The sequence below is a fragment of the Streptomyces misionensis genome (assembly GCF_900104815.1).
GTDB classification, from domain to species: domain Bacteria; phylum Actinomycetota; class Actinomycetes; order Streptomycetales; family Streptomycetaceae; genus Streptomyces; species Streptomyces misionensis.
In genome coordinates this window covers 1969487-1992399 of sequence record NZ_FNTD01000004.1, presented here as the reverse complement: position 1 = coordinate 1992399, position 22913 = coordinate 1969487, and the positions used below count along the sequence as shown (strand labels likewise).

The following is a 22913-nucleotide window of genomic DNA, read 5'->3' as shown; positions in this document are numbered from 1 at the left end:
CAGCTTGGCCGTATGCGGGAGCAAGGGACGGTTGTGACGTAGGCCGTGGTCATCTTTCAGCCAGCAGTGACCTGCTGGGATGTCAGGACTCGGCCGGGAAGTGACATCGCCGCTATCGTGCCTGAGTTGCTTCTGTTGCTCACGGAATCGGCAGGGGCGCGACACAGGGAGTGACAGGGCACTGCTCGCTGACGGTTGGTAGTCCGGGGGAAGGTGTGATGGCCGACAAGGGGGAGGACCCGCAGGCAATTGCCGCTGCGGAGGAAGCGGCGGCCGGTGCGCTTGCCGCGTCCGGTATCGCCCCGATCGCAGGTGTCGGTGCGGCCATGGTCTCGCAGCTGCGTGTCGAGGGCGAGACGCTGGAAACCTTCAAGAACCGAGTGGATGGCCTCCTGACCCGCCTGGAGGAGTCGAAGGCTGCCCCACACAGGATCGCCGGTGGATCCCTGCCGACGGGACGGTTGGGTAACTTCCACGAAGCCGACGCGCTCCATAGTGCTTACAGCAGTGTCCATTCCCAGCTGGAGCACCTGTCGAGGATGCTGGCCTTGCAGATCGAGGGGCTGATGGTCACCGTTGACGCGTCGAAGAGCAACTATCACGACCTCGATGATGACGTTCGCGATCGCCTGCACCGCATCCGTGTCGAGGCGGAGGAGCTGGCTTACGACGAGGCTCGGCTCGGAGTGGATGGGCACAGCAACGGCAAGGCGGAGGGGCCCGACCGGCACAGGCATGGTCCCACGTCGGACTCGCAGGCTGGTGATCTGTGATGTGCGTGATGTCGTGGCAGCACGGCGGGACGTTCTCAACAGGACAGGTGGTGCGGCTCCATGTCTGACTTTGCCGACCGCATGTGGGAGACGGCCGGCCAGGCCCGGTTCCTGGTCCAGGATCCCGAACAATTGTGGGCCATGGTCGAGTCGGCCGACGGGCCGACGGTCAGTGATCTCGGTGTGCTCCTGACGGAGGCGGCCGGGACGATCAAGGAGATCGGTGGCGATCTGCTGACTCACAGCCTGGCAGTCGAGTGGGATGGTGAGGGCGGCGAGGCTTTCCGAACCTGGTGCTACCAGGCCGCACTGGCCACTCTGGGACTGGGCGACTACAGCGAGAATGCGGGCAAGTGGCTGGGGCACGCGGCGGACACGCTGCACGAGGTGAAGCCGCAGCTGGAGATCTTGCGGAACCAGAGTGTCAGCGCGCGCTCGGTCCTGGACTCTCACGCGGCGAAGGCGACTGATGTCGGCAGTCACGGTGGCGGTCCGTCGGACTCCGCGGTGACGAAGGCCAAGACTCGGTTCGCCAACTCCCAGGCGGAGGCAGGCGGCCTGATGATGAAACTCGCCCAGTCGTATACCGCGTCGACGGAGCAGATCAACGCCGTTGAGGCACCGAAGTTTCCGCAGTTGCCGGAGCGGTTTGTGCCAGATTCACGCGGCGGTGAATCCCACATCTCTGCCCCTGCCACTGGCGGCGGGACAAACACGGTGACGCCCGCGCGAGCAGAGGTACCGCGGCGGCAGGAAAACGTCCGCTCCGGCATGAGCGATTCGGGCCAGGTGCCGAGGGCGTCCGTGCCACACCACCTGACAGACGCACATCACCCGGCCGGTCTGCCCGATATCGCACACACACAGCCACGGCCTCATGCGGATCCGACGAACACGGCGATCGACACCGTAAAGAATCTGCCGCCCTCGCCAGCGCCTCCAGCCTCCCCTTCGGCACCGCCCCCCTCGCCAAGCGGCCCGGACGGCCGGCTGCCTTCAGCGCCAGCGCCGCTCCCCCCTGCCCTTGGGGCTGGAACACCGCTCCCGCCAGGCGTTCGGGGCGGAGGCGAGCCTCCCGTGAGCGAGGGCCGACGCCCTCTGGCTACGCCGTCTGGGCCGGGCACATCGACGGATCCGCCTGCCCCAAGGCGTGCATTCGCCGGTCCGTTCGGCCCTGGTGAGACTGGCGGTCAGCCCGGCACCGGGCGCGGGGCCGTCGGTTCCCCCGCCGTTGGGGCCGCCCGTGGCATCACGGGCGGTCGTCCTGTCTCGCCGACTTCAGGACGGCCTGCTGGTGCGATTCCGCGCGGCAACGTCATGGGAGGCACTCCGAACCAGCAGCAGCCTCTCAGGAACCGCGGTGCCGGACCGGGCCACTCTGCCGCAGGGGCCACGCCGGCCCGCGGTGAGAATTCCGCAGGGGAGCGGGAGGGCGCGACAAGAGGGCGCATGCCCGCTTCGTCCAATGGGATCGTCGGCGGCCAACCCGAACCATCGCGAGGGCGTGGCCGGACGGGATTCACCGCGCGCGATGTTCGAGCCGGAGAGGGAACACCCGGAGACGAACGGCTGTCACGCCGAGGTGGAGCACCTGGAGGTGCCTCCACCGCCTCGAAGCGCGAGGACCGGTCCGCTCGCGACAAGCGCTCTGGAAAGGGCCCGACGGAGACATAGGACGAGAAGGATGACCATGCGCAGCCGCAGCAAGCAGGTCGGATGGTGCAGCCGGGCCGCATCCGCAGCCGTCGGGGCCGTGTTGGCGAGCCTCGCCATCACCCCCGCCCACGCAGACACCGTCCGCCAGCGGCAGTGGTACCTCGATGCCATGCACGCCGAGCAGATGTGGAAGACCAGCACGGGCAAGGGAATCACAATTGCCGTGATCGACACCGGCGTCCAGGCAGACATCCCGGACCTGAGTGGTCAGGTCGTCGCGGGCAAGGACTTCTCCAAGCGAGCCGGTGACGAACGCACGGATTACGACGGTCACGGCACCGTCATTGCCACCCTCATCGCCGGCACGGGTGCCAAAGGCGCCACCACGGGCTCGTACGGCCTGGCCCCGGGCACGAGGATCATGCCCATACGAGTCCCGGGCTTCATCGAACGCAACCGCACCGACGGCAATCAGGACGACTTTCCCACCGCAGCGGCGAAGGCCATCCGGTTCGCGGCGGAATCCGATGCCCAGATCATCAACATCTCGGCGGGGAGCACCGCGCAATCTCAGGCGCTGACGGACGCCGTCGCCTACGCGCTTTCCAGAGGCAAGCTGATCTTCGCCGCCGCGGGCAACGACGGCGACACCCTCAACGCACCGCAGTACCCGGCAGCTACACCGGGTGCGGTGGGTGTCGGAGCGATCGACAGAGACGTCAAGGCGACGAAAGAGTCCGAGCACGGCCCCCAGGTCGACCTGGTCGCGCCGGGCGAAGACATTGTTTCCGCCTGTCTCGGCGGAACGGAACTGTGCAATTCACATGGCACCAGCGACGCCACAGCCCTCGCCTCCGCCTCCGCCGCCCTGATCTGGTCCAAACACCCGAACTGGACCAACAACCAAGTCCTGCGGGTCATGCTCGACACCGCGAGCAAACCGACCAGTGGCAAGGAGCGCACCGACTACCTCGGATACGGCGCCATCCGCCCCCGCATCGCGCTGAGCGACCCCGGCGACCCCGGCCCGGCCGACGTCTACCCACTGCCCGACTTCGAGCAAGCGGCATCCAAGGCACCCAACGGGTCGGCCACGGCCTCCGCCAAGGATGACAGCAGCCCATCGCCGACAGCATCCGCGTATGGGAGCGGCGGCTCCGCACTGCCATGGATTCTCGGAGGGGCGGGAGTTGTCGTGGTTGCGGGTGGGGCTTTCGCGGCTGGGGCGGTACGCGGGCGCCGACGTGCGGCGGCGGTAGCCCAGGCTCCCGTAGCCATGCCGCCTGGGCCGGGACAGACGCCGTGGTATGGGGACAGCAACTACGGGGGAAGGCCCTGAGATGGCATGGAACGAGTGGGAGCAACTGAAGGCTGACGCGCTGGCCCGCCGGCAGAACGGGCTGCGGTTGGACAGCGCTGCGGGTGCGGGAGGAAGCGGCGCCGCGGGCGCACCCACAGGACCCTGACCCACGACCCCAGTTACGGCCACATACACGGCGGCTCTGTCATCGTGGACGGTGAGGGAGGCCGGCCCTCGCCGCGGCGGCCCTGGGGCTGCTGGCCTGCCTGGGGCTGCAACGGGCCAGGGTCCGCGCGTTCACCCTGCGCGCCGACGGCCTGCGCCCGGCCGCCGAGGCCTGCCGCCAGCTCTCCCTCGACCCCACCGACCAGCGCGCCCGCGCCGCCGAGGCCGCCGCGGACCGGGCCCGCCGCCGCTTCGGCCCCGACGCGGTCCGCCCGGCCGCCGTGACCCCGGGCCCGGTGCTCCGCCTGTCCCGCGGCGCACGCCCGAGGACGGTCGGCCGGCCGACGGCGGTGTGAACCGCCCCGCGGAGCGGTTCAGTTGGCCCACGGTCGGGGCCTGGGGCGGGTTGCCGGGCGAGGGGGAGACGCGGGCGCCGCGGGAGGGGTCGGCGCGGATCGCGTCCCGGGGGCCGGTGCGGCCCGTCCGGTGACGGGGGGTCAGCCGGCCATGGCCGCCGGAAGTTTTACCCGCGCGTAACTTCACAGTCCGGCTACCCGCTCGTAACTTGACGAATGAACAGCATCCTCGTGATCCGGATCACCGGGACAGGCCGCCGCCGTACCCCTTGACCCGCAAGGAGATCACCCGATGCTGCCCTGGAAGCGCGTGCTCAGACCCCTCGCCGCCCTGTTCCTGTCCGCCGCCGCCGTCACCCTCCCCGCCACGGCCGCGCACGCCGACACCGCCGTCCACACCGGCTGGAACGACTACTCCTGCAAGCCCTCCGCCGCCCACCCCCGCCCCGTCGTCCTGGTGCACGGCACCCTCGGCAACTCGGTCGACAACTGGCTCGGCCTCGCCCCCTACCTGGAGGCCCGCGGATACTGCGTCTTCTCCCTCGACTACGGTCAGCTCCCCGGCGTCCCCGTCTTCCACGGCCTCGGTCCCATCGACCAGTCGGCCGCCCAGCTGTCGGCCTTCGTGGACCAGGTGCGGTCCGCGACCGGCGCCGCCAAGGTCGATCTCGTCGGGCACTCGCAGGGCGGCATGATGCCCCGCTACTACCTGAAGTTCCTCGGTGGCGCGGCCAAGGTCGGCGCGCTCGTCGGCATCGCCCCCGACAACCACGGTGCCACCCTCAGCGGCCTCACCAACCTGCTGCCCTACTTCCCCGGCGCCGAGGACCTGGTCAAGGCCACCACCCCCGGCCTCGCCGACCAGATACCCGGCTCCGCCTTCCTCACCAAGCTCAACGCGGACGGCGACACCGTGCCCGGCGTGCACTACACGGTCATCGCGACCCAGTACGACGAGGTGGCCACGCCCTGGCGCAGCCAGTACCTCAGCGGTTCCGACGTCCGCAACGTGCTGCTCCAGGACCTGTGCCCGCTCGACCTCTCGGAGCACCTGGCGATCGCCCTGACCGACCGGATCGCGTTCCACGAGGTCGCGAACGCCCTCGACCCGGCCCACGCGAGCCCCACCACCTGCGCCTCCGCCGTCGGCTGACGCGGGCGCGCACCGGGGTCAGCCGTCGGGCCACCAGGTGCGTGCGACGTCCTTGCGCACCTCCGGCCGCCCCGCGGGGCGCTCCTCCGCCTCCTCGCGGATGCGGCGGCTGTCCGTCCTCTTCAGGGGCTTGTGCAGGGTCGTACGGCGCATCGGTGCCTCCTTCGGCGACCACCGGGTTCCGTGTCGTCGTTCCGTGGTGTCACGGGGGCGGTCGCTGCTGGTGAGAGTTCCTCATCGATCCGGCACTGTCAGTGGCGTGTGTCACTCTCCGGCCAGGACCGATGAGCGTGAGCACGCAGTGACGACTGCCCCGTCCGTGGACTGGGATGCACAGGCCGCCGGGTTCGACGCCGAACCCGACCACGGCCTGCGCGACCCCGAGGTGCGGGCCGCCTGGGCGGCCCGGCTCCGGTCCTGGCTGCCCGGGCACCCCGCCGACGTGCTCGACCTCGGCTGCGGCACCGGCAGCCTGTCGCTCCTCGCGGCCGGGCAGGGACACCGGGTGACGGCCGTCGACCTCTCCCCGGTGATGGTCGAGCGGGCCCGCGCCAAGCTCGCCGGCCACCGCGCGCGGGTGCTGTGCGGACCCGCCGAGGCCCCGCCGGTGGGACAGCTCCGGTTCGACGTCGTCCTCGTACGGCACGTGCTGTGGGCGCTGCCCGACCCGGCCGGGGCGCTGCGCCACTGGCGGGAGCTGCTGCGCCCGCACGGCCGGTTCGTGCTGGTCGAGGGCGTCTGGGGCACCCTGCACCCCGTCGGCATACCCGCCGGCCGGCTCACCGCGCTGCTCGCGCCGCTGACGGCCGACGTGCGCGTGGAGCGGCTGTCCGGCGACCCGGTGCTCTGGGGCAAGGAGGTGACCGACGAGCGGTACGCGGTGGTGGCGGCCGTGTGAGACGCAAGGGCGAGTCTCAGGCCAGCAGTTCCGCGAAGCCGCCCTCGCGGGCCAGGCGCTCCAGTTCGTCGAGGGCGGCCACGGCCGCCCGCGCCGCCCGCGGGTCCGCCTCGGCCAGCCCGCTCGCCGCGAACTCGTCCTCGTCCAGCCGCCGTACGTCCCCGCCGTCCGCCGAGCGCCACAGGTCCAGGTCCAGGTCCTCCACCACCAGCTCCGCGCCGGTGCGCACCGCGGGCCGGGTGATGTCGCAGTACCAGCCCTTGACGGAGCCGTCCTCGGCGCGCACCTCCTTCACCGCGTACCACCGGTCGCGCCAGTAGTACTCGGTGAACACATCGCCCGGCTCGAATCGGACGAAGCCGAAGTCGCGGACGCCGGAGCCCGCCCAGGGCGCCCGGACCACGATCCGGGTGCCGTCGTCCCCGAGCAGCCCGGCCGGATAACGGATCTTCGTGCGGCCGCCCTTGACCAGGGCGATCGTCAACTCGGTGGCGGTTTCAGGAGAGTTCGCGGACATAGTGGACCTCCGTGGCGCGGATCCGGTAGCCGAGCCACTTGTTGATGGCGATCATGGGGTCGTTGCCGGCGTCGTTGCCCGTGAAGGCCTCGGTGACGCCGGCGGCGCGGGCGCGGTGCAGGGAGTGCAGCTTGGCGAGCTTGGCCAGGCCCCGGCCGCGGTGGGCGCGGGCGGTGCCGGTCATCGCGCTGCAGTAGCGGCCGTCGCCGTCGGTGAACGCCACGCTGAAGGCGACCGGACGGCCGTCGACGCACGCCGTCATGCTCAGCTCGCGGTCCAGCAGGGGGTGGTGCCAGGTCCGGGCGAGCCAGTCCTCGTAGTCCCGGTACTCGTAGGCGATCTCGCCCGGCTCGTCCCGCAGCGTCTCCGCGTCCAGTTCGAACAGCGGGCGCGGATCGTCCGCGAACTCCGCGGCCGCGCGCAGCTCGACGCCCGGCGGTGCGGCCGGGAGCGGCGGGAGCGCGGTGCCCGCCAGGTCCAGGCCCAGGAAGTGCGCGGACCGGCCGGCGCGGTAGCCGTGCCGTTCGGCGAAGGCGCGGTTGCCCGGCTCGTCGAGGACCCAGCTGTACACCTTGGTCGCGCCGATCGCGGCGAGGTACTCCTCGGCCGTGCGCAGCAGCAGCCCGCCCGCGCCGCGGCCCGCGCGGTCCGGGCGGACGTAGACGTTCAGCAGGCCCTGGCCCGGCTCGTCGCTGTCGTACGCCAGCAGCACCTGGGCCGTGCCGGTCACCTCGCCGTCCTCCTCCGCGACCAGCGGGCGGTAGCGGGCGTCGGGATGGGTGTGCAGCGCGTTGTGCCGGACCGAGTCCGGGGTGAAGAGGATGTACGGCAGGGCCAGTCGGCGCACCCGGGCGAAGCCCTCGGTGTCGCCGGGAGCCTCGGGACGCAGGTCACGCACGATCACTGTCATGGGCAGGGACCGTACGGGCAGACGTGCGGGCGTGCCTCTCATTTTTCCGCGGGTGCGGGAGAATCGGGGCCGTGAGCCTGAAGATCCGCATCGATGACAGCGCGCCTCCGTACGAGCAGGTGCGGGCGCAGATTTCCGAGCAGGCCCGGTCGGGGGTGCTGCCGGTGGGGTACCGGCTGCCGACCGTGCGGGGGCTGGCCGAGTCCCTGGGGCTCGCGGTGAACACGGTGGCGAAGGCGTACCGGGCGCTGGAGGGCGACGGGGTGATCGAGACACGGGGGCGCCGCGGCACGTACGTGGCCGCCGCCGGGTCGGCCGCGCAGCGCGAGGCGTCCCTGGCCGCGCAGGCCTACGCCGACCGGGCCCACCGGCTGGGGCTCGGGGAGGACGAGGCGCTGGCGGCGGTACGGGACGCGCTGCGGGCGGCGTACGGGGACTGAAGGCCCCGGCTGCCCACGCCGAAGCCGCCGACTGCCTCACGCCGAGGACGTCGGCCGAGGGCGAGGCGTGCTAGTCGTCCTCCTCGCCGTCCCGGCGCGCGTCCCGCGCCATCGACCACATGCCCATGGACAGCACTCCGAGGACGGCGACCGAGAGCGTCGAGGCGAGCAGCAACTGGACGCGCTCGGTGATGTTCTGCGCCTTCAAGTGGACGACCCCGAAGTCGAGTTCGAAGCTGCCGCCCGGGGTGGCGGACGCGCCGTCGGCGCTCGTGCTTTCAGACATGGGGGCAGCAGACAGGATCGCGGGCAACGCGTCAAATCCACGGATACCGGGGCCTCCGGACGGCACGGAAACCAGGTGCGCGCTACCGGTGTGCCGCCGGCTGCGGCGTCCGTGTCGTCGGCAGGCCCGCCCTTCTCGCCGTCCGTCCGAAGGCCACCGCGTCCGCCACCGCCGCGCCGCCGGGGTCGTTGTTGAAGTAGGCGTACACGTCCTCGCCGTCGGGCCAGGCCGTGGCGATGCGGTCGGCCCAGGTCTCCAGGGAGCGCCGGCCGTAGCGGGGCCAGGGGCGGGCGCGGCCCTGGTGGAAGCGGACGTAGCCCCAGTCGGCGGTGCGCCACAGCGGGGTGACCGGGCGGGCCAGGACGTCCGCCCAGCACAGGGCGGCGCCCCGGGCGGCCAGCACCTCGCGCACCCGCGGTGTCCACCAGGAGTCGTGGCGGGGCTCCACCGCGACCCTCGTACCGGCCGGGAAGCGGGCCAGACAGGCGTCCAGCAGGTCCGGGTCGGCCCGCAGGGTCGGCGGGAGCTGGAGCAGGACGGGGCCGAGGCGGTCACCGAGGCCCGCCGCGTGGGTCATCAGCCGGTGCACCGGCTCCTCGGGGTCCTTCAGCCGCTTGATGTGGGTGAGGAACCGGCTGGCCTTGACCGCGACCACGAAGTCCGGCGGCACCCGCACCCGCCAGGCGGCGAAGGTGTCGTACGACGGCAGCCGGTAGAACGCGTTGTTGATCTCCACCGTCGCGAAGAGGCGGGTGTACTCCTCCAGCCACAGCCGCGCCGGGACCCCGGCCGGATAGACGAGGTCCCGCCAGTCCTTGTACTGCCACCCCGAGGTGCCGACGAACAGGGTCACGCCTTCATCAAAGCACTACAGGTACAGACCCGCGTCCGCGCCGCTGCGGGCGCCCGGCACCGAGGTCGGTGCGGTGCCCCGGCGCAGCGAGAACAGCTCCGCCAGGGTGGCGCCCTCCCGGCCGACGCCCTCCTCGGTGCCGAGCCAGTTCACCGCCTCGTCGCGGGTGAGCGGGCCGACCTCGATACGGGCCAGGCAGCGGCCCGGCCGGACCACGGCGGGGTGCAGCCGCTCCAGGTCCTCGTTGGTGGTGACGCCCACCAGGACGTTGCGGCCCTGGCCGAGCAGGCCGTCGGTGAGGTTCAGCAGCCGGGACAGTGCCTGGCCCGCGGTGTGCCGGGCCTCGCCGCGGATCAGTTCGTCGCAGTCCTCCAGGAGCAGCAGCCGCCAGCGGCCCTTGCCCGTGCCGTCCTCCTCGCCGATCGCGATGTCCATCAGATAGCCGACGTCGGAGAAGAGCCGCTCGGGGTCGAGCACGCAGTCGACCTGGCACCAGTCGCGCCAGGAGCGGGCCAGGGTGCGCAGGGCTGAGGTCTTGCCGGTGCCGGGCGGGCCGTGCAGCAGCAGGAGGCGGCCCGCGATGTCCTCGGGGGTGGTCTTCATCAGCCGGTCCATCGCCTCGGCCACCGGCGCGGTGTAGTTGGGCCGGATCTCGGACCACGTGCCCGCGGAGATCTGCCGGGTGGTGCGGTGCGGGCCGCGGCGCGGGGAGACGTACCAGAACCCCATGGTCACGTTCTCCGGCTGGGGTTCGGGTTCGTCCGCCGCGCCGTCCGTGGCCTGGTCGAGGATGCGCTGGGCCAGTTCGGGGCTGGTCGCGGTCACGGTGACGTCGGCGCCCCGGTTCCAGCGGGAGACCAGCAGGGTCCAGCCGTCGCCCTCGGCGAGGGTGGCGCTGCGGTCGTCGTCCCGGGCGACCCGCAGCACCTGGGCGCCCTCGGGCAGCAGGGTCGCGCCGGAGCGTACGCGGTCGATGTTCGCCGCGTGCGAGTACGGCTGCTCGCCCGTCGCGAAACGGCCGAGGAACAGCGCGTCGACGACGTCGGACGGCGAGTCGGAATCGTCGACGTGGAGCCGGATCGGCAGAGCGTCGTGGGGGTTGGCAGGCATGTCGCCATGATCCGTCACCGATGCCCCGCGCGCACGGCATTTCCACCGCTTGTCCCGGGTGTCCCGAGGATGCGCCGGTCCCTGGAAACCCGTTCCGCCGGAGGCGGCTGACGCCTTGTCACCACACTTGGCATGTACGCGCAATAGGTGAGCGGTAAACCTTTGGCGACGGTCTTATGGAGAGTCAAAAATTCTTGGCATGAACACTTCCAGTCAACGCGCGTAGTTGCTACTCAAGTTGTCGCAGAGTTCCTGCTACTCGGGAGGTTCCATGAGACGTTCCAGACTTGCCGGATTGGTTGCCCCGCTTCTCCTCGCCCTCGGCCTCGGCTTCACGCAGGCGGCGTCGGCGCAGGCGGCCAGCAACAGCGGTGGCTACGTGGCGCTGGGTGACTCCTACGCCTCCGGCGTCGGTGCCGGCAGCTACATCAGTTCCAGCGGTGACTGCGACCGCAGCACCAACGCCGCCGCGTACCTGTGGAACGCCGCGCACAAGCCCGCCTCGTTCGCCTTCAACGCCTGTTCGGGCGCGACGACCGACGATGTGCTGGCCAACCAGCTCGGTTCCCTCAACTCGTCCACCTCGCTGGTGTCCATCAGCATCGGCGGCAACGACGCCGGCTTCGCGGACGTCATGCAGACCTGCGTGCTGAGCTCCGACAGCACCTGTCTGTCCCGGATCTCCACCGCGACCTCGTACATCACCAACACGCTGCCCGGGAAGCTGGACACCGTCTACAACGCCATCCACTCCAAGGCGCCCAACGCCCGTGTGGTCGTGGTCGGTTACCCGCGCTTCTACCTGCTCGGCCAGACCTGCCTCGGCCTGTCCGACACCAAGCGGTCGGCCATCAACAACGCCGCCGACACCCTGGACGGCACCATCCAGTCCCGCGTCCAGGCCCATGGCTTCGTCTTCGGCGACGTCCGCTCCGCCTTCGCCAGCCACGAGATCTGCTCCGGCGACTCCTGGCTGCACAGCCTCAACGTCCTCGACGTCACCGAGTCCTACCACCCCACCGCCGCCGGTCAGTCGGGCGGCTACCTGCCGGCGCTCACCAACGCGGCCGGCTGACCCGAACGGGTGAGCCCCGCACGGGACCGCACCGGGCCCGCCCTTCAGGGTGAACCCGCGGACGGGCCCACGGCATCGATGTGAACTTCCGGAACTTCCCAGGCTCGTCCGCCGCGGCACGGCGAAGCGGCGGACGAGCCCGTGTGCGGTGACAGGGGCGCCGGCCGGGCGGGGCCCCGGCCACCGCGCGGTCCGGGTGCGTGAGATGGCCCACGTTCCACGCTCCCGGCCGGCACCCGCCGCGGCCGGCCCGCCGCCGGGTCCATGGAGTGATCGCTTCCGCATCCCCGGGGGCCGATCGGCGCCCCCGGGGCCCCGCAGGGGCGGCGCCACCCCGGCCGACGCGGGGCGGGCGCCCGACGGGCGTCACGCGCCGTGACCGTCGGGCCCGACGGTCGACCGGGCGCGAGCCGTCGGCCAGCCGGTTGTCCAACTCGCCCTGAAACCGGTCGCATTCGGAGAGTAGCCACCGAGGGTTGATCAACCCCCTTACGGGGAAGGTGAATCCCGTGGGCGAGATACACGTGTGCCCCAGTGGGGAGATAGGGTTACTCTGCCCGGGCCGGGTGGACTCGTACGGGTGGGGAGTGACATGGAACAGATAACAGTGCGCAGCAGGGCCAGGGTCCCTGCGATCACGTGCGGGAGCAGCGCGACCAGTTCGCGCCTCGACCGTCACCTGGCGGTGCTGGGCGGTCCCGCGATACCGCAGCAGAAGACCGTCGAGGCGACCTCGCTGATGCGGGAGCTGACGGCGCGCGACCCCAGGCGGGGGCACAGCGACCGGCGTGCGCGGGTCGGCCGGGTCTCGCTCTTCGCGCCGCTGCGCCGGCTGCGCCGTTCGCTGTTCGGCGGCCACCGAAGCGGCCACTGAGGCCGCCGCGAGGCGGTCGCGGAGCGACCCTCGCCCCGCCACCGGCCCGCCCGCGACAGCCCGATCGGCCCTTGGCCGGTCACTGAACGGTCCCTTTGAGCGCCCACCCGGCGCTCACCGGGCGAACCGGCGGTCCTGGACCCCGTCCAGGGCCCGCGCTCAGGCCGCCACACCGTCCCGGCGCAACGCTGCGATCTCGTCGTCCGTCATCCCCACGGCACGCAGCAGCGCCCCGGTGTGCTGTCCGAGCGCGGGCACGTCGCCCATCCGAGCCTCCTTCCCGCCCGGCAGCGTGACCGGAGGCAGCAGCGCCCGCAACGGCCCCACCGGCGAACCCACCTGACGCCACCGCTCACGGGCCGCCAGCTGCGGATGCTCCGCCAGCTCGCGCAGATCCCGCAGCCGCGCACAGGCGATGCCCGCCTTCTCCAGCCGCGCGACGGCCTCGTCCGCGCCCAGCGCGCCCAGCGCCCGCGCCACCAGGCCGTCCGTCTCCGTCCGGTGCGCGACCCGCGCGGCGTTCGTCGCGAACATCGGATCGGTGCCCAACTCGGGCCGCTCCAGCACCTGTTCGGCCAGCCGGCGCCACTCCCGGTCGTTCTGCACCGACAGCAGCACCCGGCCGCCGTCCGCCGTGGCATAGGCGTCGTACGGGGCGATCACCGCGTGCGCGAGCCCGGTGCGCGCCGGGGGCTCACCGCCGTGCATCGTGTGGTGCAGCGGATGCCCCAGCCACTCGGCCAGCGCCTCCAGCATGGACACCTCCACCGGCCCGCCGCGCCCGGTCACACCCCGCCGCACCAGCGCCGCCAGCACCCCCGAGAACGCGTACATGCCCGCCGCGATGTCCGCCGCCGGGATCCCCGCCTTCACCGGCCGCTCCGGCGTCCCGGTCACCGACACCAGACCCGCCTCGCACTGCACCAGCATGTCGTAGGCCCGCTTGTCCGCGTACGGCCCCGAGGGGCCGTAGCCCGAGATGTCCACGGCGACCAGCCGCGGGTGGGCGGCGCACAGCGTGGCCGCGTCCAGCCCCAGCCGGGCCGCCGCGCCGTGCGCCAGGTTCTGCACGAACACGTCCGCGTCCGCGACCAGCCGCCGTACCACCGCGAGGCCGCGCGGGTCCTTCAGGCCGAGGGCGAGGGACTCCTTGCCGCGGTTGCACCACACGAAGTGCGAGGCGAGCCCGCGCGCCGCCGTGTCGTAGCCCCGCGCGAAGTCGCCCCCGTCCACCCGCTCCACCTTGATGACCCGCGCCCCCAGGTCGGCGAGCTGCCGGGTCGCGAAGGGCGCGGCCACGGCCTGTTCCACGGTGACGACGGTGATGCCCTCCAAGGGCAGCGGCTGCTGGTCCATGGGGTGGATGATCTCCCCTGCCCCGCGGGTTTGTCAGTGCGTCCTCGGTCACTCGCCGCGGCCGTACCGGCGCACCGCGGCCGGCAGGAACACCGCGATCAGCAGGAGGCTCCAGGCGAGCGACCCGGCGACCGGGTGGGCCACCGGCCAGGCGGCGCCGGGCGGCACGGGCGCGTTGCCGAACAGGTCCCGCAGGGCGGTGGTCACCGCGCTGATCGGGTTCCACTCGGCGAGCGTCCGCAGCCAGCCGGGCAGGTGGTCCGTCGGGATGTACGCGTCGGACAGCAGCGGCAGCACGAAGGAGGAGGCGCCGAGCTGTCCGGCCGCGTCCTCGCTGCGGCTGAGCAGTCCCAGGAAGATCCCGGCGCAGGTGCAGGCGAACCGGAAGAGCAGCAGCAGCCCGACCGCGCCGGCCGCGGCGAGCGCCGACCCCTCGATCCGCCAGCCCACGGCGAGCCCCACCAGCAGCAGCGGCACCGTTCCGACGGCCGTCACCACGAGGTCCGCGACCGCCTGTCCGAGCGGTACCGCGGCCCGGCTCACCGGCAGCGACCGGAAGCGGTCCGTCACGCCCCGGTGGGTGTCCGCGGCGGCCTGGAACATGCCGGTCATCAAGCCGCCCGCCGCGGTCGCGACCAGCAACCCCGGCACCAGGAAGGCGCGGTACTCGCGGCCGGGCATCGCGATCGCGCTGCCGAAGACGTAGCCGAAGAACAGCAGCATGTTGACCGGCATCATCTGGGTCAGCACGGCGAGGCCCGGGCTGTTGCGCACCCGGCGCAGCTGCCGTCCCGCCATGGCCAGTCCGTCGTACGCCAACGCGCTCACGCGGCACGCTCCTCGGTCTCGGCGGCCGCTCCGGTCAGCCGCAGGAACACATCGTCCAGGGTGGGCGGGCGCAGACTCGCGTCGAGCAGCGGCACGCCCGCCGCGTCGAGTTCGCGCACCAGGCGGGGCAGGGTGAGCGTCGGGTCGGTGGTGAGGGCGCCCACGCAGCCGCGCGCGTGGTCGAACACCGGCTCGCGGCCGGTGAGCCGGTCCAGCACGGCGGCCGCCCGGTCCAGGGCGGCCCGGTCGGCGACCACGGCCTCGGCGAACGAGCCGATCCGCGCCTTGAGTTCGGCGGGCGAACCGGTGTGCGCGATCCTTCCACGGTCCATCAGGGCGATCTCGTCGGCGAGCTGGTCGGCCTCCTCCAGGTACTGGGTGGTCAGCAGCACCGTCGTGCCCTGTGCCGCGAGTTCGCGCACCGCCTGCCAGATGCCGGCGCGGCCGGCCGGGTCGAGGCCGGTGGTCGGCTCGTCCAGGAAGAGCACCTCGGGGCGGCCGATCAGGCTCGCGGCGAGATCGAGGCGGCGGCGCATGCCGCCCGAGTAGGTGGCGGACCTGCGGTTCGCGGCCTCGGTGAGCCCGAAGCGCTCCAGCAGTTCGTCGGCGCGCGCGGCCGGACCGCGCACCCGGTGCAACCGGGCGAACAGGCGCAGGTTCTCCCGGCCGGTCAGATCGCCGTCGACCGAGGCGTACTGCCCGGTGACCGCGATCCGGCGACGCACCTCGGCGGCCTCGCGGACCAGGTCGTGCCCCGCGATCCGCGCCGACCCGGCGTCCGGTCGCAGCAGGGTGGTCAGCAGGCGCACCGCGGTGGTCTTTCCGGCGCCGTTCGGGCCCAGCAGCCCGCAGACGGTGCCCCGGGCCACCGCCAGATCGAGGCCGCGCAGGGCGGTCACCGCGCCGAAGCGCTTCTCCAGACCTTCACTAAGTACAGCGTACGTAGTTGGCATGGGTCGACCATAGCGCACTCCGTACGGTGTACGTAACTACGATGGTGGCCGAGGTGATGACCGATGGCAGTCCGAGGGGCCGTTCCCGAGGTGATCTGGGCGCGCCCCGAGCGCACCGGGCGGGGGCCGAAGCCGGCGTACACCCGCGACGACATCGCGGCGGCGGCCGTCCGCATCGCCGACGCGCGGGGGCTCGACGCGGTGTCCATGCGGCACGTCGCGGCCGAGCTGGGATGCGGCACGATGTCGCTGTACAACTACGTCCCCCGCAAGGAGGACCTGTACGAGCTGATGGCCGACGCGGCCGCCGCCGAGCACGTCCTGTGGGAGCCGTGCGGCGACTGGCGGGCGGATCTGATGCGGGTGGCGCGCCAGACGCGGGCGCTGATGCACCGGCACCCGTGGCTGCCGCGCCTGATGTCACCGGTCTACGGGTTCAGCCCGCACACCCTGCGCTACCTGGAGCACTGCCTGGCCTGTCTGGAACCCCTGGCGGCCTCCTACGGGACCAAGCTGGAGCTCATCGCCATGGTCAACGGCGTGGTGACGACGTACGTGCGCAACGAACTGGACAGCGCGCAGCGGGTGCGGGCGCTGCCGTGGTCGGAGGAGGAGGAGACCGCGGTGCGGGGGGCCTACCTGGCCCGGCAGGTCGCGTCCGGGGCGTACCCGAGGATGGCGGCGGCGTTCGCGGAGGCCTCGGGGCCGGTGGATCTGGAGGCGGTCTTCGAGCGGGCGCTCGCACGCATCCTGGACGCGTACGAGCCGCGTTAGACCCTCCCCGCCGCCCCGGAACCCCTGCCCGGAGCCGCTACAGCAGGGCGAACTGCCCTTCCGGGCCCTCCTCGGGGAGATCCAGCACCGAGGCGGGCAGGCGGGCGGCCCGCGGCGGCGGCAGGACGCCCGCCCGGCGCAGGTCCGCCGCCGTGATCGCGGACGGCCCCGACTCGGCTCTGAGCGGGCGCAGTTCGGCCAGCAGCGCCAGCACCGTGATCAGCTCCAGCAGCTCCGAGGTCCACGGCTGGGGCCATGTCGCCGGGCCGATCGCCGCCAGTGTGCCGGGGGCGGCCGAAGCCGTGCGCGCGGCGAACCACGCTTCCAGGACGCGGCTGCCGTTCAGCTCGTACTCCCAGGCCGCCGCGGGGACGGGGGAGACGCGGCCCTCGTCCAGGTGGAGGGTCTCCTCCTCGGGGTCGTAGCGCAGGGTCCGGGGGCGCGGCGGCAGGGGCGCGCGGACGTAGGGGCGGCGGCCGCCGGGCAGCTTGGGGCGCTCGCCGTCGCGGCGCATCAGCCAGAGCGTGCGCCGGCCCAGCTCCACACCGGACGACCAGAGCCGCGGATCGTCGGTCAGGGGGACCGTGTGCCCGGAGCGGACGGTGGCGAGAACCCAGGCCAGGAGGTCGAGCGGGGCGACCCGCAGGCCCAGGCGGTCCGACAGGAGGTCCAGCAGGCCGGGGGCCAGGTTGGGTTCCGCGCCCCCGGGGCGGCGGTACAGGGGGTGGACGCGGCCGGTGCGCAGGGTGGGCAGGAGGGAGGCCGCCAGGACCGGGTGCCGCTCGTCGGGGGTCGTCACGGCGAAGACCTGGTGGGCGTCCGCCACGCGCCACAGCTCCGGGCGGGCCGCGTCCAGCAGCCGGTGGTCCGGGATCAGCCACTGCTCGTCGAAGGGGCCCGCGAGGACCCGTACCGGCTCCGCGCAGGGGCCCTCCGCGCGGGCCAGGCGCCGGGTGCCGGCGGCCCGGCCGGGCAACTGGGGCACGGCCGAGTGCAGGGTGCGGGCCCTGGTCGGCTCGAACAGCGCCTCGCGGTCCGGGAGTCCGGCCTTCAGCAGCGCGTCCCAGCGGGCCTTCAGGGAGTCGGGGTCGGGCGCCGTCGGCCAGGCGCGGCCCGGCCGCAGCGGTGCGACGGACCACGGCATGAGGTCCGCCAGCAGCGGAGCGTCGTCGTCGTACGGCACGCTGGGCATCGTACGGGCCGGGGGCACCGGCCGGGTCAGGTGGCGTCCAGGGTCACCGTGAAGGAGAAGCGGTCGCCCCGGTAGTGGATCACCGCCACGTCCAGCACCTGGCCGGCGGTGTCGTAGGTGACGCCCGTGTAGTGCAGGATCGGGCTGAGCAGCGGGACCTGGAGGAGGCGGGCGGTCTCCGGGTCGGCGAGCCGGGCCTCCACGGTGTCCGTGATCCGGGAGATGTCCGCCTTGACGAGGTCCCGCAGCACCTTCGTCATCGGCCAGCGCAGCAGATCGTCCGGGTCGATCCGCGCGGCCAGTTCGGGGCGTACGTGGTTCACCGCGTGGTTGGTCGGCTCGCCGGTCTGCTCGTCGCTGCGCAGCCGGTGGTACGTGGCCACCTCCGTCAGCCCCGGGAAGCAGTCGACGAGCCCGCCCGGCACCGGCGCCGGACCGTGGCTCAGCAGCTTCGTGGTCATCCCGGACTGCTGGGCCACGATGGCGTCCACCGAGCCCAGCAGACGCACCGGGGCGCCGCGCCGGGCATCGGGTTCGATGAACGTGCCGCGCCGCCGGTGCCGGCTGATCAGGCCCTCGTCCTCCAGCTCCTTCAGCGCCTGCCGCATGGTCAGCACGCTCACCCCGTAGTGCTCCGCCAGCCGTTCCTCGGTGGGCAGGCGCAGCGGGTCGGCGGGCGAGCGGCCCAGTATCGAGGCGCGCAGCGACTGCGACACCTGATACCAGAGCGGGAGCTTGCGGTTCAGGACGATCGAGTCCGGGGCGAAGGAGGTCACGCTGATATCCGTACCGTTCGGGAGCAACGGGCGCAACACGCGTGTCACGCGCGGAAGTTGCGCTCCAGGCCGTGCCACACGTCGTCGTAGCGCCGCTGGAGGTGGTCGGCGCGGGCCGCGTGCGGCGTGAGCGTCACCGGCCAGCGGGTCTCGAACATGAAGGCGAGGCCGTCGTCGATCTTCTGCGGCTTCAGCTCGGCCGCGCTGGCCTTGTCGAACGTCTCCCGGTCCGGGCCGTGCGCCGACATCATGTTGTGCAGCGAGCCGCCGCCCGGCACGAAGCCCTCCGCCTTCGCGTCGTAGGCGCCCTCGATCAGGCCCATGTACTCGCTCATCACGTTCCGGTGGAAGTACGGCGGCCGGAAGGTGTCCTCGCCCACCAGCCAGCGCGGCGCGAAGACGACGAAGTCGACGCCGGCCAGGCCGGGGGTGTCCGAGGGGGAGGTCAGGACCGTGAAGATGGAGGGGTCCGGGTGGTCGTAGGAGATGGTGCCGAGCACATTGAAGCGGCGCAGGTCGTAGACGTACGGCACGTGGTTGCCGTGCCACGCCACCACGTCGAGCGGCGAGTGGTCGTACGTCGCCGTCCAGAGGTTGCCGCAGAACTTGTTCACCACCTCCACCGGGCCCTCGGTCTCCTCGTACGCGGCGACCGGTGCGCGGAAGTCCCGTGCGTTGGCGAGGCCGTTGGCGCCGATCGGGCCGAGGTCGGGCAACCGGAACGGGGCGCCGTAGTTCTCGCAGACGTAACCGCGCGCGGAGTCGTCCAGCAGTTCCACCCGGAAGCGCACCCCGCGCGGGACCAGCGCCACGTGCGCGGGCTCCACGTGCAGCCGCCCGAACTCCGTGTGCAGCAGCAGCCCGCCGTGCTCGGGCACGATCAGCAACTCCCCGTCGGCGTCGGAGAAGACGCGCTCCATGGAGGTGTCGGCGTGGTACAGGTGCACGGCCATGCCCGTGCGCTGGGTCGCGTCGCCGTTGCCGCCGAGCGTCCACAGGCCCGCGAGGAAGTCGGTCCCGGCGGCGGGCGCCGGCAGCGGGTTCCAGCGCAGCCGGTTGGGGTCGGGCACGGTCTCGGTGAACGGCGCCGTGCGGATCGACCCGTTGGCGGTCCGGGTGAACGCCGGGTGCGCGGCCGAGGGGCGGATCCGGTACAGCCACGAGCGGCGGTTGTGGGCACGCGGCTCGGTGAACGCCGATCCGCTGAGCTGCTCCGCGTACAGGCCGAGCGGTGCGCGCTGCGGCGCGTTGCGACCCTCGGGCAGCGCGCCCGGCACCGCCTCCGAGGCGTGCTCGTTGCCGAACCCGGTCAGGTACGACAGTCCCTCGGCCGTCTTCCGCGCGTCCCCGCTCATGATCGCCCCCACGCTCCTTCGCGCCACTGAGTGCACCCACTCATTCCTATGCCATACCGTAGGAATACGCGGGGTGCCGCGCAAGGGGGCGGGCCGTCTTCGCTCCCCGATCCGTGCCCTCGTCCCTCCGTCGTGCGCGGGGAACCAGACCTCGGACGGATTCCCGGCCGGGCCCCGGTGTTCTACGCTCCGGGCATGTCGTGGACGAAGGGGACCCGGAGACGGCTCGCCGCGCTCGCGGTGGGCCTCGTGTTCGCAACGGCGGGCTGCGCGGGGGGCGGCACGGCGCACGCGGGCGGGACGAGCGGGGAGGCGGTGTCGCCCTCGCCGGTCGGCAAGGTGCTGTCCGGCACCGACGACGCGGGCCGCCATCTGCGCGAGGCCGGCGGCAAGGACGCCCCCAAGGTCGCCGTGGAGGTCACCCCGGACTCCGCCGACGGCTGGGACGTACGCCTGACCTTCCGCCACTTCCGGGTCTCCACCCCCGGCGCGCGGCCCACCGCGGTGACCGGACGCGGGCTCGCCTGCCTCTTCGTGGACGGCCGGCGCGTCGCCCGGCTGCGCGCCCCCCGCTACCGCCTGCCCGCCCGGCTCGTGCCGCACGGCACGCACCACGTCACGGCCCGGCTGTACGCCGACGACGGCACGGTGTGGGCCGTGCACGGCGAGCCGGTCCAGAGCACCGCCGACATAACGGTGTCGGACACCCGGGCGCCGGCCCCGCCCCGGCCGTCCACCGCGAACACGGCCCCGGTGACCGGCGGCTGAGCGCCCGGGTCCGCGGCCGAGTGGCACCGGAGCGCTTCTCCGTACCCTGGGACGAGGTTCACCGGACCCCGGCGGAAAGGCATCATGAAGCCCGTGCCCCACGCGACCTCGCTCCGCCGCGCCCCCGTCCAGCGGCGCAGCGCCGAACGGCTGGCCAGGATCCTCGACGCCTGCGCCGAACTCCTCGACGAAGTGGGCTACGACGGCCTGAGCACCCGTGCCGTCGCGGTGCGCGCGGGCGTGCCCATCGGCTCCGTCTACCGGTTCTTCGGCAACAAGCGGCAGATGGCCGACGCCCTGGCCCAGCGCAACCTGGAACTGTTCATCGAGCACGTCACGGGGCGGCTGGAGCGGGCCGGGGCGGGGGACTGGCGCGTGGCGATGGACGCCGTCCTGGACGAGTACCTGGCGATGAAGCGCACCGCGCCCGGCTTCTCCCTGGTCGACTTCGGCAACCAGATCCCGGTCGGCGCCCGCCAGACCGAGCCCAACAGCCGGGTCGCGGACCGGCTTTCGGAACTGCTGGCCGGCTATCTCGACCGCACCCCCGACGACGAACTGCGCCGGGCCTTCCTGGTCGCCGTGGAGAGCGCGGACAGCCTCGTCCAACTGGCCTTCCGGCTCGACCCGGAGGGCGACGAGGCGATCATCCACGAGACGCGCGAGCTGCTGCGGGCCTATCTCGGGCGGTTGCTCGACTGAGGGGCGCGCACGGGAGCCCACCGCCACGCCGGCCGGCCGGCGGGGTCGGGCCACGGCGCCCGTGCCTTCCCGTGGCCGCGCAAGCCCGCGCCCGGGAACCGGAGTTGCCGCCCGGCCCTCGTCGGCGCGAGGGGGCGCCCCCGTCGCGGTCGCGCACGGTGTGGTGAGCGGGTACGGCCGGCGCCGCGGCCGTCCCGGCACCCGCTCGGCGCGCGTCGTCACCGCCCCGGCGCCGACACCGGGCGACCGTGCGACGGCGGTCTCCTCGACCCGCCGTTGGCGCGGCGCGGTCCCCGGCGGCGTTCCCGTCGCGCCGCCGTCGGCCTCCCGGCGAGGGCGCCGACGGGCGCGTTGCGCCGCCAGGGGGATATCTGGCGGCGCGCCGGGCGCCGCTGCCGTCGGCCGCCGAGTGCATTGGGCAGAGTCCAGACGAGATCGATTTGTATGAAAATCGTCTGACTCGGAGGAAATGCGCATGCCCACCCGTACATTCCCACGCACCGCCGGTACCCGCGCCGGTGCCACCGTCGTCCTGACCGCACTCGCCGCGGCGGGCGCGTCGTGGGTGGCGGCACCGACCGCCATGGCCCAGGGAGAGAACGGCGACATCAGAGTCCACCGAGTCGGCACCCCCTTCGGCGTCTCGAAGGACGACCCGACCGTGTGCAGGTTCTACCTCGACGCGGTCAACTTCGACGTGCTCCCCGTCATCGCCTACACCATCACCCCCCAGCCCCCGCTGCCCACGGCCGCCACCGTCACCGGCACCATCCAGCTCGCCGGCGGCGCCGGGCACACCGACCCGCTGGGCCTCGCCGACGGCCAGTACCGGATCACCTGGGCCGTGGCCGGCGCGCTCAAGGAGAAGGTCTTCCGGGTCAACTGCCACGAGAACGGCGCCCCGGGCGCGCCCGGCCAGATCGAGGACCACCCGCAGCAACAGCAGCACAACGACGCCTCCTGGGGCCAGGGCGGCGGCGACCACAGCGGCCCGCAGGGCGGGGTGCACGCCGGTGGCGGCGGTCTCATCGACACCGCGGCCGCGTTCTCCCCGGTCGGCGCCGCCGCCGCGGTCGGCCTGGTCGCGGTGGGCTCCGTCGTGTACTTCCGGCTGAACCGCCGGCGGCCCCATGGCGCGGCGTAGGCGCCGACGCAGGCCCTGGTACCGGACCCGCGCCTACCGCCTCACCAGGACGGTCGTGCTCACGGCCGTCCTGGTGACGCTGATCGGCCGGTGCGGGGACGACGGCGCCCCGGACCGCACGGGCGCCGCGGCCGCGGGGGCGCGACCGGCCGGCGCCGACGGGCGGGGCGCGCCGGACACCGCCCGCCCGCTGCCCCGGTCCCGGCCCACCTCCGTGCGCATCCCCTCCCTCGGCATCGACGCCCCGGTCACCGGGGTGCGGCTCGACCGCGACCGGCAGCTGGAGACACCGCCCTTCGACCGGCCGAAGGCCGTCGGCTGGTACGAGGGCGGCGCCACCCCGGGCGAGGCGGGCACCGCGATCGCCGTCGGCCACCGCGACACCCCGACCGGGCCGGCGGTCTTCGCCGCCCTCCCGCAGATCGGACCCGGCAAGCAGATCGAGGCCCGGCGCGCGGACGGCCGCACCGCCGTCTACACCGTCGACCGGGTGCAGGTCTTCGACAAGTCCGGCTTCCCCGACAAGGAGGTGTACGGCCGCTCCCGCCGCCCCGAGTTGCGCGTGCTCACCTGCGGGGGCCTGTACAGCAGGCGTACCGGCTACACGAGCAACGTGGTGGTGTTCGCCCACCTCACCGCGACCCGGTGAGGCCCGCCCCGGTGCGTGTCTGGCGCCGGAAAACTATCGCCGCTAGTTTG

24 protein-coding genes and 1 pseudogene are annotated in these 22913 nt (G+C 72.9%); 13 read left to right on the top strand and 12 right to left on the bottom strand.

Annotated features, from left to right (window positions below; all coding sequences use genetic code 11):
• Nucleotides 1-218 precede the first annotated feature (218 nt).
• The 4 genes and pseudogenes from BLW85_RS10615 (at nt 219) to BLW85_RS10600 (ending at nt 5403) form a co-directional block, all read left to right on the top strand.
• Nucleotides 219-773, top strand: coding sequence for a hypothetical protein (locus tag BLW85_RS10615; protein WP_074991913.1), 555 nt, complete (start codon nt 219-221; stop codon nt 771-773).
• A gap of 1684 nt (nt 774-2457) precedes the next feature.
• Complete coding sequence (gene mycP / locus BLW85_RS10610) at nt 2458-3768, top strand: type VII secretion-associated serine protease mycosin (RefSeq protein WP_074991912.1); 1311 nt, start codon at nt 2458-2460, stop codon at nt 3766-3768.
• A 188-nt stretch (nt 3769-3956) separates the two neighbouring features.
• A pseudogene (locus BLW85_RS40100) lies at nt 3957-4250 on the top strand (hypothetical protein); the annotation flags it as partial.
• Nucleotides 4251-4542: 292 nt separating this feature from the next.
• A complete protein-coding gene (locus BLW85_RS10600) occupies nt 4543-5403 on the top strand; it encodes an esterase/lipase family protein (protein WP_070027959.1) in 861 nt (286 codons plus the stop codon).
• 18 nt (nt 5404-5421) lie between these two features.
• On the opposite strand, the gene BLW85_RS40575 is transcribed toward BLW85_RS10600, so the two are convergent.
• Nucleotides 5422-5556, bottom strand: a complete 135-nt coding sequence (locus BLW85_RS40575; RefSeq protein WP_107409100.1) for a hypothetical protein — start codon at nt 5554-5556, stop codon at nt 5422-5424.
• Between the two features lie 148 nt (nt 5557-5704).
• Between BLW85_RS40575 and BLW85_RS10595 the strand changes: the two genes are divergently transcribed.
• Nucleotides 5705-6301, top strand: coding sequence for a class I SAM-dependent methyltransferase (locus BLW85_RS10595; RefSeq protein ID WP_107409099.1), 597 nt, complete (start codon nt 5705-5707; stop codon nt 6299-6301).
• Between the two features lie 16 nt (nt 6302-6317).
• Here BLW85_RS10595 and BLW85_RS10590 read toward each other — a convergent pair whose 3' ends face one another.
• A complete protein-coding gene (locus tag BLW85_RS10590) occupies nt 6318-6818 on the bottom strand; it encodes a ribonuclease FAU-1 family protein (RefSeq protein ID WP_070027955.1) in 501 nt (166 codons plus the stop codon).
• Nucleotides 6799-7728, bottom strand: a complete 930-nt coding sequence (locus tag BLW85_RS10585) for a GNAT family N-acetyltransferase (protein ID WP_074991910.1) — start codon at nt 7726-7728, stop codon at nt 6799-6801. The genes BLW85_RS10590 and BLW85_RS10585 overlap by 20 nt, the downstream gene beginning before the upstream one ends.
• 71 nt (nt 7729-7799) lie before the next feature.
• Between BLW85_RS10585 and BLW85_RS10580 the strand changes: the two genes are divergently transcribed.
• A complete protein-coding gene (locus BLW85_RS10580; protein ID WP_070027951.1) occupies nt 7800-8168 on the top strand; it encodes a GntR family transcriptional regulator in 369 nt (122 codons plus the stop codon).
• A 70-nt stretch (nt 8169-8238) separates the two neighbouring features.
• Here BLW85_RS10580 and BLW85_RS10575 read toward each other — a convergent pair whose 3' ends face one another.
• From BLW85_RS10575 to BLW85_RS10565, 3 genes are all read right to left on the bottom strand, one after another.
• A complete protein-coding gene (locus BLW85_RS10575; RefSeq protein ID WP_143060437.1) occupies nt 8239-8454 on the bottom strand; it encodes a hypothetical protein in 216 nt (71 codons plus the stop codon).
• 82 nt (nt 8455-8536) lie between these two features.
• A complete protein-coding gene (locus BLW85_RS10570) occupies nt 8537-9307 on the bottom strand; it encodes a DUF72 domain-containing protein (RefSeq protein WP_070027947.1) in 771 nt (256 codons plus the stop codon).
• 15 nt (nt 9308-9322) lie between these two features.
• Nucleotides 9323-10417 carry a DUF5925 domain-containing protein gene (locus tag BLW85_RS10565; RefSeq protein WP_074991909.1) on the bottom strand — a complete coding sequence of 365 codons (1095 nt, stop codon included), beginning with the start codon at nt 10415-10417 and terminating at the stop codon, nt 9323-9325.
• 271 nt (nt 10418-10688) lie between these two features.
• Between BLW85_RS10565 and BLW85_RS10560 the strand changes: the two genes are divergently transcribed.
• Together BLW85_RS10560 and BLW85_RS10550 are read left to right on the top strand one after the other, a co-directional pair.
• Nucleotides 10689-11492, top strand: coding sequence for an SGNH/GDSL hydrolase family protein (locus BLW85_RS10560; protein ID WP_070027943.1), 804 nt, complete (start codon nt 10689-10691; stop codon nt 11490-11492).
• A 592-nt stretch (nt 11493-12084) separates the two neighbouring features.
• On the top strand, nt 12085-12366 hold the full coding sequence (locus BLW85_RS10550) for a hypothetical protein (RefSeq protein ID WP_070027941.1): 282 nt from the start codon (nt 12085-12087) through the stop codon (nt 12364-12366).
• 159 nt (nt 12367-12525) lie between these two features.
• On the opposite strand, the gene BLW85_RS10545 is transcribed toward BLW85_RS10550, so the two are convergent.
• From BLW85_RS10545 to BLW85_RS10535, 3 genes are read right to left on the bottom strand one after another with little or no spacing between them, the layout of a single operon-like run.
• Nucleotides 12526-13722, bottom strand: coding sequence for a CaiB/BaiF CoA transferase family protein (locus BLW85_RS10545; protein WP_074991908.1), 1197 nt, complete (start codon nt 13720-13722; stop codon nt 12526-12528).
• Nucleotides 13723-13770: 48 nt separating this feature from the next.
• On the bottom strand, nt 13771-14550 hold the full coding sequence (locus BLW85_RS10540; RefSeq protein ID WP_070027938.1) for an ABC transporter permease: 780 nt from the start codon (nt 14548-14550) through the stop codon (nt 13771-13773).
• Nucleotides 14547-15503 carry an ATP-binding cassette domain-containing protein gene (locus BLW85_RS10535; RefSeq protein ID WP_074991907.1) on the bottom strand — a complete coding sequence of 319 codons (957 nt, stop codon included), beginning with the start codon at nt 15501-15503 and terminating at the stop codon, nt 14547-14549. Before BLW85_RS10535 ends, BLW85_RS10540 begins: the two co-directional genes overlap by 4 nt.
• Before the next feature lie 63 nt (nt 15504-15566).
• Here BLW85_RS10535 and BLW85_RS10530 point away from each other — a divergent pair, with 63 nt between their 5' ends.
• Nucleotides 15567-16277, top strand: coding sequence for a TetR/AcrR family transcriptional regulator C-terminal domain-containing protein (locus tag BLW85_RS10530; RefSeq protein ID WP_070027936.1), 711 nt, complete (start codon nt 15567-15569; stop codon nt 16275-16277).
• 37 nt (nt 16278-16314) lie between these two features.
• On the opposite strand, the gene BLW85_RS10525 is transcribed toward BLW85_RS10530, so the two are convergent.
• The 3 genes from BLW85_RS10525 to hmgA are packed head-to-tail and all read right to left on the bottom strand — an operon-like array spanning nt 16315 to nt 19600.
• Nucleotides 16315-17469: a type ISP restriction/modification enzyme gene (locus BLW85_RS10525; protein ID WP_074991906.1), complete on the bottom strand. Its 1155-nt coding sequence runs from the start codon at nt 17467-17469 to the stop codon at nt 16315-16317.
• A gap of 26 nt (nt 17470-17495) precedes the next feature.
• Complete coding sequence (locus tag BLW85_RS10520; protein WP_070027933.1) at nt 17496-18245, bottom strand: GntR family transcriptional regulator; 750 nt, start codon at nt 18243-18245, stop codon at nt 17496-17498.
• A 44-nt stretch (nt 18246-18289) separates the two neighbouring features.
• Complete coding sequence (gene hmgA / locus BLW85_RS10515; RefSeq protein ID WP_070027932.1) at nt 18290-19600, bottom strand: homogentisate 1,2-dioxygenase; 1311 nt, start codon at nt 19598-19600, stop codon at nt 18290-18292.
• A 195-nt stretch (nt 19601-19795) separates the two neighbouring features.
• Between hmgA and BLW85_RS10510 the strand changes: the two genes are divergently transcribed.
• From BLW85_RS10510 to BLW85_RS10495, 4 genes are all read left to right on the top strand, one after another.
• Complete coding sequence (locus BLW85_RS10510) at nt 19796-20368, top strand: hypothetical protein (RefSeq protein WP_074996037.1); 573 nt, start codon at nt 19796-19798, stop codon at nt 20366-20368.
• A gap of 84 nt (nt 20369-20452) precedes the next feature.
• The gene (locus tag BLW85_RS10505; protein ID WP_070027930.1) at nt 20453-21070 is read left to right on the top strand and encodes a TetR/AcrR family transcriptional regulator; all 618 of its coding nucleotides are present in this window, start codon (nt 20453-20455) and stop codon (nt 21068-21070) included.
• Between the two features lie 475 nt (nt 21071-21545).
• Complete coding sequence (locus BLW85_RS10500) at nt 21546-22214, top strand: hypothetical protein (protein ID WP_074991905.1); 669 nt, start codon at nt 21546-21548, stop codon at nt 22212-22214.
• Nucleotides 22201-22863 carry a class F sortase gene (locus BLW85_RS10495; RefSeq protein WP_070027927.1) on the top strand — a complete coding sequence of 221 codons (663 nt, stop codon included), beginning with the start codon at nt 22201-22203 and terminating at the stop codon, nt 22861-22863. Before BLW85_RS10500 ends, BLW85_RS10495 begins: the two co-directional genes overlap by 14 nt.
• Nucleotides 22864-22913: the final 50 nt, after the last annotated feature.